Annotated in this window: 7 protein-coding genes and 1 tRNA gene; 7 read left to right on the top strand and 1 reads right to left on the bottom strand. The window is 65.5% G+C overall.

Annotated elements, in window-relative coordinates:
• Positions 1-28: 28 nt before the first annotated feature.
• The 7 genes from TPR58_RS04460 (at position 29) to TPR58_RS04430 (ending at position 10,243) form a co-directional block, all read left to right on the top strand.
• Positions 29-104, top strand: a tRNA-Lys gene (locus TPR58_RS04460).
• A gap of 194 nt (positions 105-298) precedes the next feature.
• Positions 299-1,789 carry a S10 family peptidase gene (locus TPR58_RS04455; protein ID WP_346245413.1) on the top strand — a complete coding sequence of 497 codons (1,491 nt, stop codon included), beginning with the start codon at positions 299-301 and terminating at the stop codon, positions 1,787-1,789.
• 226 nt (positions 1,790-2,015) lie between these two features.
• Entirely contained in the window at positions 2,016-2,555 is a 540-nt protein-coding gene (locus TPR58_RS04450) for an RNA polymerase sigma factor (protein WP_346245412.1), read from the top strand.
• Entirely contained in the window at positions 2,552-3,526 is a 975-nt protein-coding gene (locus TPR58_RS04445) for a FecR family protein (protein ID WP_346245411.1), read from the top strand. Before TPR58_RS04450 ends, TPR58_RS04445 begins: the two co-directional genes overlap by 4 nt.
• A gap of 68 nt (positions 3,527-3,594) precedes the next feature.
• The gene (locus tag TPR58_RS04440) at positions 3,595-6,957 is read left to right on the top strand and encodes a TonB-dependent receptor (RefSeq protein WP_346245410.1); all 3,363 of its coding nucleotides are present in this window, start codon (positions 3,595-3,597) and stop codon (positions 6,955-6,957) included.
• Between the two features lie 118 nt (positions 6,958-7,075).
• Positions 7,076-7,501 carry a hypothetical protein gene (locus tag TPR58_RS04435; RefSeq protein WP_346245409.1) on the top strand — a complete coding sequence of 142 codons (426 nt, stop codon included), beginning with the start codon at positions 7,076-7,078 and terminating at the stop codon, positions 7,499-7,501.
• Positions 7,502-7,723: 222 nt separating this feature from the next.
• A complete protein-coding gene (locus tag TPR58_RS04430; protein ID WP_346245408.1) occupies positions 7,724-10,243 on the top strand; it encodes a porin family protein in 2,520 nt (839 codons plus the stop codon).
• 18 nt (positions 10,244-10,261) lie between these two features.
• Here TPR58_RS04430 and TPR58_RS04425 read toward each other — a convergent pair whose 3' ends face one another.
• Positions 10,262-11,152 (bottom strand): helix-turn-helix domain-containing protein, encoded by an 891-nt coding sequence (locus tag TPR58_RS04425; protein WP_346245407.1) that lies wholly within the window; start codon positions 11,150-11,152, stop codon positions 10,262-10,264.
• Positions 11,153-11,178: the final 26 nt, after the last annotated feature.

Raw genomic sequence — 11,178 nt, 5'->3', positions numbered from 1 at the left:
CAAGAAGCGCCTCCCAACGCCCCGGAATGGACGCATAGCTCAGTTGGTAGAGCAGCTGACTCTTAATCAGCGGGTCCTTGGTTCGAGCCCAAGTGCGTCCACCATTCCGCCCATTACTTCTGGCGAGCATCCGTCGGGCCTCCGATGACGCCACCTTTGCGCGTTGTACACGAACTGCCCGGCAAGGGTCGCGCCAGGGATCTGCCGATCCGCCTCTCCTGAGACACCATATCATTGCGCATTGCGCGGAAACCCGGGCGCTGCGACAAGGCGTGGACGCCTCCAGGAGTATGATGCCGTGTTCCTTCGCCTGATCGCCGCGCTTTCGGTCGTGCTCCTTCCCTCGGTCGTCCAGGCCCAGGACTCCAAGACCACCACGACGGTCGCGAAGAAGGAGGATGGCGATATCAAGCTGCCGCCGCTGCCCGACGACAAGAGCATCAGGCAGTCGGCGCGGATCGGCGGGCGCGTCATCAACTACACCGCGACCATCGGGCATGTTCCCGTCCGCGATCCCAAGGGCAAGGTGATCGGCGAGGTCGTCTACACCGCCTATACCGTGCCGGGCGCAGGACCCGGCCGTCCCGTCACCTTCGCGTTCAACGGCGGTCCGGGTGCTTCGTCGGTATACCTCAACTATGGTGCGGTCGGGCCGAAGCGGGTCCAGTTCGGCGCGCAGGGCGATGCGCCCTCGGACGCGCCGATCGCGACCGACAATCCCAACAGCTGGCTCGATTTCACCGACCTGGTCTTCATCGATCCGATCGGCACCGGTTTCAGCCGCAGCCTCGTCGACGAGGCCGAGACCAAGAAGGCCTTCTACGGCAATGATCCCGACATCCGTTACCTGTCGAAGGTGGTGTTCGACTGGCTGGTGAAGGAGGGGCGGCTGCGCTCGCCCAAATATCTGATGGGCGAAAGCTATGGCGGCTATCGCGCGCCGCGCATCGCCTACGAGCTCCAGTCGCAGATCGGCGTGGGCGTCAACGGACTTGTCATGGTTTCGCCCTATCTCGACCCCGCATCAGGTGACGATGCCACCGCGCTTTCGCCGCTGCCATGGATGATCGACCTGCCGTCGATGGCGGCCGCGAATCTGGAGCGCCAGGGACGGCTGACGCCGGCAGCCATGGCCGAGGTCGAGGTCTATACACGAGGCGATTTCGCACGCGACCTGCTGCGCGGACGATCCGACCCCGACGCGACCGGCCGCATCGTCCAGCGGGTGACCGAACTCACCGGGCTCGACCCGGCGCTGGTCAGGCGTCTGGGCGGGAGGGTCGACAGCCGTACCTTCCTGCGCGAGCTTCGCCGCGACGACGGAACGATCGGCAGCGTCTATGACTCGAACGTCACCGCGTTCGACCCCTTTCCATGGTCGCCGCAGCAACGCTCGAACGACCCGCTGCTAGACGCGCTCATCGCGCCCACGACCAGTGCCGCCGTCGATTTCATGACGCGCGAAGTGGGGTGGAAGACCGACGCGCGCTATTATGCGCTGTCCTATGAGGTGAACGAGGCGTGGGATCGCGGCAAGCCCGCCGACACGCCGGTCACCGACCTGCGCAAGGCGATCGCCGCCGACCCCAAGATGCACGTGTTGATCGTCCACGGGTGGGACGACCTGTCCTGCCCGTTTTTCGCGTCGCGGCTGATCATCGACCAGATGCCCGCCTTTGGCCGGCAGGAGCGCGTGGCACTCCGCGTCTATGCCGGCGGGCACATGTTCTACAGCCGCACCGACAGCGGCGGCGACTTCAAGCGCGACGCGCAGGCGCTGTATCGCTGACCGCTGCGATAGTCGCTGGGGCAGTCGAAGCAGGCCGATCCGGCAGTTCCTTCGTCTTCGCAAGGGCGCGCTCCGCCATCGGAAAACCGCCTTGCCGACACAGCGGAAAAAAGGAAATCTGCGCGCCGCGTCTCTGGGATGACTGACGGCATAAACGCCGCGCGATAGGAGAGGAACCACGGGAAGCGGGGCGAGTATCGAACGCCGCCGGCGACTGGCGGCATGGGTGGCCGACACCGTGATCCCCCACGAGGGCGCGGTCCGGTCATGGCTTGGCCGCGCGCGCGTGTCTCAGGAAGATATCGATGACATCGTCCAGGAAGCCTATTGCCGCCTCGCCTCGCTCGACCGGGTCGATCATATCGACCGGCCCGACGCCTATTTCTTCTCGATCGTGCGCAACCTGCTGCTGCGCCGCATCAAGCGGACCCGGATCGTGTCGATCGAGATGATCGCTGAGATCGAGTCCTATGCGATCGACGACAGCCCGTCGCCCGAACGCGAGGCGGCCGGTCGTCTCGACTATGCGCGATTGCAGGCGGTGATGGCCGGCCTGCCCGATCGCTGCCGGCGGATCGTCGAGATGCGCAAGATCGAGGGCCTGTCGCAAAAGGAGATCGCCCGGCGGATCGGCGTGAGCGAAAGCGTCGTCGAGAATGATGTCCATCAGGGGGTCCGGGCGATCCTGCGCGTGTGGCGAGATCAGGACAGCCGCATCGACATTCGCCTCAACGCGAACGATGCCCTGCCGCGAGGCCGCCTGTGACTCGCGAGCCGGCATCGCAGATCGAGCATGAGGCCGCGGGCTGGGTCGCGCGGATGGACGGCGCAAGCTGGGACGACGCCCTGGAATCGGCGCTGGACCGCTGGCTTGCAGGCGATCCGCGACGTTCGGGAGCATTGCTGCAGGCTCAGGCGGCATGGGCGACGCTGGACCGGGACATGGCCGGTGCCGGCCACGCCGTACGCCCGCTCTCCGCTGATGATCACGTCCCCCTCCGCGCCGCGGGACGGCGGCGCTTCCTGATCGGTGGCGGTGCCGCGATCGCGGCGTCCCTGATCGGCACCCTGCTGCTGGTCGACCGCCTGCCGCGATACGAAACCGAGATCGGGGAAATACGCCGCGTTCCGCTGGCCGACGGATCGACGATGGCGATCAACACGGGCAGCCTGGCGACCGTCGATCTGGAGCCGAACCGGCGAAGCGTCCGGATCGACCGCGGCGAACTCTGGTTCCAGGTGGCGAAGGATCCCGGCCGTCCCTTCATCGTCGAGGCAGGGCCGGTCCGGGTCCAAGCGGTCGGCACGGCATTCGCCGTACGACGGCGCGACCGCGGCGCGGATATCTTCGTGACCGAAGGCGTCGTCGAGGCGTGGTCCGGCGAGGGCCAGGCAAGGCACATCCGGATCGCCGCGGGCGAACATGCCTATATCGCGGACGATGCCTCGATCACGCGAAGCCCGGCCGACGCGACGAGCGTCTACCGTGCGCTGGCCTGGCGCGAGGGCAAGATCGACCTGTCGGGCGTGACGCTCGCCGAGGCGGCGGCGGAGTTCAACCGCTATAATCACCGGCGACTGGTGATCGCCGATCCGGCGATCGGCGGCGAGACGTTCGACGGCATCCTGCGCACCGACGATCTCGAAGGGTTCGCGATGGCAGTGCGCGACAGCCTGAACGTGCCCGTCGACTTCAGCGATCCGACTGAAGTTCGGGTCGGTCGCAAAAGAAAATAAAAGGAAAAATCCCGACCGGGACTCTTCTTGAACAGCGGACCAAAAGGTTCGCAAGGGAGAGGATAATAATGGGGATCGGGAAAGGGCGCTTCGCCCTGATGGGGGGAAGTGCGTGCGTCGCGGTGATGGCTGCGATGCCGGCCATGGCGCAGATGCGCAGCTTCGACGTCTCGGCTCAGGCAGCGGAAACGGGCGTGGTCGCCTTGGGCAACCAGGGCGATATCCAGATCATCGCGGCGCGCAAGTTCACCAAGGGAAAGCGCACTTCGGCGGTGCGCGGCGAGATGACCGTCGATCATGCCCTTAAGGCATTGCTGAGCGGAACCGGCCTGTCGGCCCGGCGGACCGGGACCAAGACCTATGTGGTCCTGCCTGCCGAGGAACCGGCCTCGGCCGGCGGCGCCGTGTCGCCACCCTCGCCACAGACCCGGATATCCTCGGCTCAGACGCCCACCTATGCCGTCGATGCGACCTCGGGCGGACAGGAACGCCAGGACGTGCAGGACGAGCAGCCGACCGAGATCGTCGTGACCGCGCAGAAACGCGAAGAGTCGATCCGCGACGTACCGATCGCCGTCTCGGCCTTTTCGAGCGAGGCGCTGAACGAACGCAAGATCGAGGGGGGCTCGGAACTGCTGCGGGCGATCCCCAATGTCAGCTTCTCGAAAAGCAATTTCAGCATGTACAATTTCTCGATCCGCGGGATCGGGACGAAGGCGATCTCCGCGTCGAGCGACCCCGCGGTGGCGGTCAGCTTCAACAATACGCCGCTGGTGCGTAACCGGCTGTTCGAGGCGGAATTCTTCGACGTCGCCCGGGTCGAGGTGCTGCGTGGCCCGCAAGGAACGCTCTACGGCCGCAACGCGACCGCCGGCGTGGTCAACATGCTCCCCGCCCTGCCCAGCCAGGAGTTCGAGGGCGAGCTTCGCGGCGAAGTCGGCAATTACTCGACCACCCGGATCAACGGGATGCTCAACGTGCCGCTGGGGGACACGCTGGCGGTGCGGGTCGCGGGCGCATGGACCAAGCGCGACGGCTTCGATTATAACAGCTTCACCCAGAAGCGCGTGAACGGCCGCGACCTGTGGGCGGGACGCGCCAGCATCCTGTGGGAACCGAGCGACCGGTTCCGTGCCAGCGCGATCTGGCAGCATTTCGAAGAGGACGACAACCGCTCGCGCACCGGCAAGCAGCTGTGCACTAACGATCCGGGGCCGGAAAAGGTCGGCAACGTCACCGTTCCCAACGCCAGCCTGCGCGGCAAGCTGAGCCAGGGCTGTCTGCCCGGATCGCTCTATGACGATGCCGCGTACGGCGTGCCCAATGGCCGCAGCCTGGTCTATCTCAAGGTACCCGCCGACATCCTGCTGGGCTTTCAGCGCAATCCCAATCGTCCCGACGGGCGCGGCGGTCCCCGCGTCAACATATTGCGTGACGGCGACCCCTTTGCCGGCGTCACCCAGTCGCGCGATCTTCGCGAGATCTCGACCAGCTACGATCCGGTGTTCCGCGCCCGCAACGATGTGTACCAGCTCAACCTGGAGTTCGAACCGGCCGAGGGACTGCAGTTCGTCTCCCAGAGCGCCTATTCGCGCGACCGCTATTATTCCAGCCAGGACTATAACCGGTTCGTCAGCAACCCGATCTTCAACGATTCCACGCAGGAACTGCTGACCGTCCTCGGCCAGCGGATCGACACGACACTCTACCCCGGCCCCACGCCCGGTGGCCAATATTGCGATCCCCAGCTCGGCTGCTCCGACCGGATGGTGTCGATCGACCTCAGCCGCTCCCGCAACGAGCAGTGGTCTCAGGAATTCCGGCTTCAATCGAGCTATGACGGCCCGGTCAATTTCAACGTCGGCGTGAATTACCTGAACTTCAAGTCTCAGGACGATTATTACGTCTTCAACAATATGTTCACCCTGATCGCCGACTGGTATTACAGCCGAAACGGGGCGCTGAATACCACACGCCCGTGCGAGCTCGGTTACGAGGCACGGGAATGCCCCTATGTCGATCGCAATCCCCTCTCCAGCCTCGACAACCAGGGGCATAACTATTTTCTGAGCCAGAACGGCATCCGCATCCGCAGCTGGGCCGGGTTCGGCGAACTCTATTGGAAATTCGCCTCCAACCTGAAGCTGACGCTCGGCGTGCGCTACACGCGCGACGAGAAGATCTCGACCCAGATCCCGAGCCAGCTGCTGCTTGCCGGCGGGACCGAGACGCCATTCCCCGGCGACACGACCGGCGGCCGGGTGAACAGCGGATATCCGGCGCTGCCCGATATCCGCCAGCGCTGGGGCGAATTCACCGGCCGGGCAGTGCTCGACTGGAAGCCGACGCTCGGCTTTACCGACGACACGCTCGTCTATGCCTCGGCATCGCGCGGCTACAAGGGCGGCGGCACCAATCCGCCGCGCGTCGATTTCAATCCCGCGATCGTCCAGTATCAATTCCTGCCACAGACCTTCCGGCCCGAGTTCGTCAATGCGTTCGAGATCGGAATGAAGAACAGCTTCGACGGCGGCCGCCTGACGTTCAACGCCACCGGCTTCTTCTACGACTACAAGGACTATCAGATCTCGCAGATCGTCGACCGGATCGCGTTCAACGAGAATTTCGGCGCCACCAGCATGGGCCTGGAGTTCGAGGCGGCGTGGCGGCCGTCGCGCGCGTTCCGGATCGATGCCAATTTCGGCCTGCTCAAGACCCGGTTGAAGCGTGGTTCGCAATCGATCGACGTCATGGACCGGACCCAGGGCGATTCCGACTGGGTGGTGTTACGCCCCTGGCTGCAGGTACCCTCCAACTGCATCGCGCCGCGGGTGCTCGTCGAACGACTGCTGCCGGCAAACAACGAGATCGCGCTGGCGGCCTTGTGCCCCGGTGCGACCCGCGTCGGCACCTATAATCCGGCGGTGGAAAGCAAGTTCAAGCTCTACAACACCTATGGCTTCACCTATGATCCGCTCGCACCCTACAATCCCGATACGGTCGGACTGAATATCGCGCAGGGCGGCAGCGGCGCGCCGAATGGCGGCCGCGGTTTTTCCGCAGACCTGACCGGAAACGAACTTCCCAATGCCCCGCGCTGGACCGTGAATGTCGGCGCGCAATACACATTCTTCCTCGACTCGAATGATTGGGAACTGACGTTTCGTGGCGATTATTATCGTCAATCGGAAAGTTATGCGCGCGTATTCAACACCGCCTACGACCGGCTGCGCGCCTGGGACAATATCAACTTGGCGGTCACGCTGACACGCCCCGCGTCGGACGTCACCTTCCAGCTGTACGTCAAGAACCTGCTCGACGATGCACCCATCACCGACTTCTTCACCAATGCCGATGATACCGGCCTCACCACTAACGTCTTCACGCTCGACCCGAGGATCATTGGCTTCAATGTCACCAAGCGATTCTAGGACCAATATGGCATTAAAATATCATGCATACGATTCGCATTATTGAATAATGCGTAGTATGTACTGAGTCGCGCAAGAGACTTCTGGCGCTAAAATAAGAACTAATCAGGAGATGGACATGAATAGACTTGCGAAGGTCGCATTGACCTTGTCCGCGCTTGCAGGTTCGGCCTGTATCGGCACGGCCGCCATGGCGCAGACGGCGCCGAACGGCACGCTGACGGGCGTGGTCGTGGCGACCAAGGGCATCACCGTGACCTGCGACCTCACCATCACCGCGAACTCGAGCACCAATACCGGTACGATCGCGCTGACCCCGGGCGACACGAACTGCGCCGCGCTGCAGTTCAACAGCCAGCCCTACACCACCAGCTATGTCGGCGGCGTGTTCACCTTCCACAATGTGGACGTGACCACGATCACGATCGGCGACTGCTATGGCGACATCAGCGGCACCTGGGATGGCTCCACGCTCACGATCAGCAGCTTCCTGCCGGCGAAGACCGCTGGCCCGCCCTGCACCGTCGAAGGCTACGCGTTCTGAACTGACGGTAGCTGATACTCCCGACCCACGACTGGCGGGCGCACCGGCAAGGTGCGCCCGCTTCCTTCGCTGCGCGGCCGATCGCGCCTTCGCTTCCGGTCGCGGTCATTGCGTTGCACCCTTGTCGTCGGTGCCCGAGACTTGCAGGGGCGATCACGGGGATGCTGTGGTGAGACGCGGACGATGATGGCAGGGTCCCTGCGTGCTGCGACAGCCGCGCGCATGCTCGTGCCCGCCTCGTGCCTGCTGGCCTGGCTGCCCTGTCTCCATGCCAATGCGCAAACCGATCCGCCAGCGCCGACCGGCAGCCCCGCTCCCGCCCCCGACGAAATCATCGTGACGGGCCAGCGATATGGCGAGGCCCTGACCCCGGCCGAGAGCGAGTTCGCCGAGGACGAGATTGCCGGCCAGGGCGCCGACACCGTCCAGGAGGTGCTCGACAGGCTGAAGCCATTCATCGCCCCCGGGAGCTCGGCCGAGGACGAACCGGTGCTGCTGATCAACGGCCGCCCGGCGGAAGGCGATCGCTCGGTCCTGTCCTATCCGCCCGAAGCGCTCAGTCGCGTCGCCGTCCTGAAACCGGACGCGGCATCTCGCTATGGATACCCCTCCGGACGGCGGGTGGTGAACCTGGTCCTGAAGAAGCGGTTTTCCGCCATCACGGTCGAGGCCGGGCTGAACGGTGCGACCGCGGGTGGGCAATATGGCGGAGAACTCTCGGCCGGACGGGTGTCTATCGCGGGCGCGACGCGGTGGAATGTGCAGGCGCGCATCGCCCGCGACGGCGCATTGCTGAAACAGGCGCGCGCCGTTCCCCGCATGCCCGGCGCATATGACAGCGTCGGCTTCGTCACGGGCATCGGCTCCGGCGAACTCGATCCCGCCTTGAGCGAGGCGGCCGGGTTTCCCGTGACCTCTGCGGCAATTCCAGCGGCAACAGCCGACAGTCCGCAGCTCGCCGATTTCATCGCGACGGCCAATCGGCGATCGACCGTCGATCCCAACGCGTTCGAGACGCTGCTCCCCGCCCGACAAAGCCTGTCGCTGGCGGCGGGCGTCACCCGACCGATCGGCGCCTTCTCGGCGTCGCTCAGCCTGAATGCTGGCAGCAGCCGCAGCGACGGGCAGCGGGGCCTGCCGATGACCTCGATCACCCTCCCCGCCAGCAGTCTCTGGTCGCCGTTCGAGGCCGATGTGCTGCTGACCCGTCCACTGGACGGCACCCGCGCGCTGCAGAACCGCAATCGTTCGAACAGCATCGGGGCCACTCTCGGACTGACGGGTCGGATCGCGGGATGGCAGACCGCTGCGTCGATCGGCTATGCCAAGGCGGACAGTGAGAGCCTGCTCGAACTCGGCATCGACACGCCTCGGGCGCAGGCGCTCCTGCGCGACGGCCCCGCCGGTTTGGATCCCTATGGCCCGTGGGACGCGCGGCTCCTCGCCTCCAGCACGAACAGCTCGCGCAGCGAGCGACTGACGGGACGGCTGACCGGCGGCAAGACGATGTTCGACCTGCCCGCCGGGCCAGCGACGGTGACGGTCGCGGCAAATGCCGGACGCAACGCCTCCTGGAACCGGACGTCCCTGAGCGCCGATCCCACAGGCCCTTCCGTACGTCGCGCGCGAAGCCAGGCGGACGGCCAGCTTTCGATCGCCCTCCCCCTGTCGCGCAGCACCGCCGCCGGGCCTGCGCCGCTCGGCGATATCGCTGTGGAGCTCTATGCCGGTGGCCAGGTTCAGTCGGGAAGCGGGACGCAGGGCCGGGCCGGCGGCGGCCTAACCTGGACGCCATTTCCTATCGTTCAGCTTCGCGCGGTCATCGATCGAACCGAAACTGCACCGACCGTCGATCAACTCGACGGCGCGCCGATCGTCACGGTCAATCGCCTGTTCGACTTTGTCCGCCAGGAATCCGTCGACGTCGCCTGGACCGTCGGCGGCAATCCCGCGCTGAACCGCGGCCGCAGGCAAAGCCTGCTGCTCGCCGCGCTGATCCGCCCTTTGGCGGACCAGCGTCTGACGGTGAATTTCGGCTATCGCGCGACCCACGCGACCGACGGGACCGCCCCCTTCCCCGAACTGACGCCCGCGATCGAGGCGGCCTTTCCCGAGCGGGTGACGCGCGACGCCGGCGGCACGCTCGTCGCGGTCGATGCGCGGGCGATCAACATCGCCCGGGACGACCGTGCCGAACTGACATCGGGGATCGCCCTGCGTCTCGGGTCCCGCCCGCACCGGCCCGGAGCGACCGGTCCGATTTCCGCCCCGCTCCAGATCGGCGTCTCGCTGACGCATCTATGGCGCCTCAGGAACGAACTGCTGATCCGCCCCGGCCTGCCAGTCCTCGACCTGCTGGGCGGAGATTCGGGCCAGTCGCGACATTCGGTTTCGCTTCAGGCGACCGTTGCCCGATCGAATGCCGGGCTTACGCTCAGCGGCAACTGGAATTCCGGCGCGCGTCTCGACAATCGGCTGGCCGGCGGCGGGAACACGCGGTTCCGCTTCCGCTCGACGGCGATACTGAACCTGGCGGGCTTCTTCGAACCGGCCGGGTCGACGCGATCCGGGCAAGGCCCGTCCTGGCTCCGGAACCTCCGCTTCAGCCTCGAGGTCCGCAACCTGACGAACAGCTATCGCCGGGTCACCCTCGCCGACGGGCAGACGCCCGACGGCTACACCCGTGATGAAATCGACCCGCTGGGTCGAACGCTTCGACTGGCGATCCGCAAGCGTTTCTGAGGAGGACGATCAAGCGGATTATACTCCCGCTCCGATCGAGGCCACGATCCGCGACAGGCTGGGCGTCGGCGAGGCGGTCAGCAGCAACTCATGGCCGGCCATGGCGGCAGCCGGCCCGAAATCCCTCAGCAGATGCGTGCGCATCGGTTCGGAGATCAGCGACTCGTCGTCGATGAACTGGGGCCTTGCCATCAGCTCGGCGACCCGCGCGTCGTCCGCGTCGCGATCGCCCGACAAGTCGCCGATCCGCTCGAGAACGACCGGATAGGCGGATGGATTGCGCATCGCATTGCCCGCGGTCAGCAGCAGTCCGTCCATCACCACCAGCTTGGGCACTGTGACGATGTTCAGGATCAGGAATGCCGGCACGTTCCGCACCGAATCGGTCGCTATCGCGAACACCTGCCCGTCGATCGGGAGCAGCGTGCCGGCATAGTCGACCTGCGGCCCGCCCAGCCGGAACTGAAGCAAGCCTCCCGCCTCGACGCGGATGATCCCGTGTTCCTGGAAGAACTTGCCCGGCGCGATCACTGCCGGATGGGTGACGCGCCAGAACCCCTCATAGGCCTCGCCACGCATCATGGTTGTCGTCCGAACGGCGTCCAGGACTTGCGACGGCAAGAGCACGCCAGGGCCCGGCTCGCCGCTGCTCAGGCTTGCCGCGTATGCGCCGAACTGGCGGGCGAACTCGACCGGGTCGCTCTCCCAGTCGAGCATGGTCAGGCCCGGCCGCTTCGCCGCGAGCAAATGCGTCAGCCGCTCCAGATTATGGGCAGAAGGTTTGACGCTGCCCGACGCCCATCGGCCGACGAGCGACTTGTCGACGCCCAGTTCGGAGGCGAGCCGGCCGCGGCTCATCGACAGGGCTTTCAGCGCGAGCGTGAGGCGTTCGCCGAAGTCATCCGACATGGCTGTTCTCCCATCCGAAAGCTTCA

Origin of the sequence: Sphingomonas rustica (genome assembly GCF_039652585.1) — a bacterium.
Taxonomy (GTDB): Bacteria; Pseudomonadota; Alphaproteobacteria; order Sphingomonadales; family Sphingomonadaceae; genus Sphingomonas; species Sphingomonas rustica.
Note: the sequence above shows the minus strand (reverse complement) of the source record. Positions and strands in the feature narration are given on the sequence as shown.

Coding starts and splice junctions, on each gene's coding strand:
- TPR58_RS04440 (WP_346245410.1), top strand. CDS start 3,595: ATGGGGATCGGGAAAGGGCGCTTCGCCCTGATGGGGGGAAGTGCGTGC.
- TPR58_RS04435 (WP_346245409.1), top strand. CDS start 7,076: ATGAATAGACTTGCGAAGGTCGCATTGACCTTGTCCGCGCTTGCAGGT.
- TPR58_RS04430 (WP_346245408.1), top strand. CDS start 7,724: ATGCTCGTGCCCGCCTCGTGCCTGCTGGCCTGGCTGCCCTGTCTCCAT.
- TPR58_RS04425 (WP_346245407.1), bottom strand. CDS start 11,152: ATGTCGGATGACTTCGGCGAACGCCTCACGCTCGCGCTGAAAGCCCTG.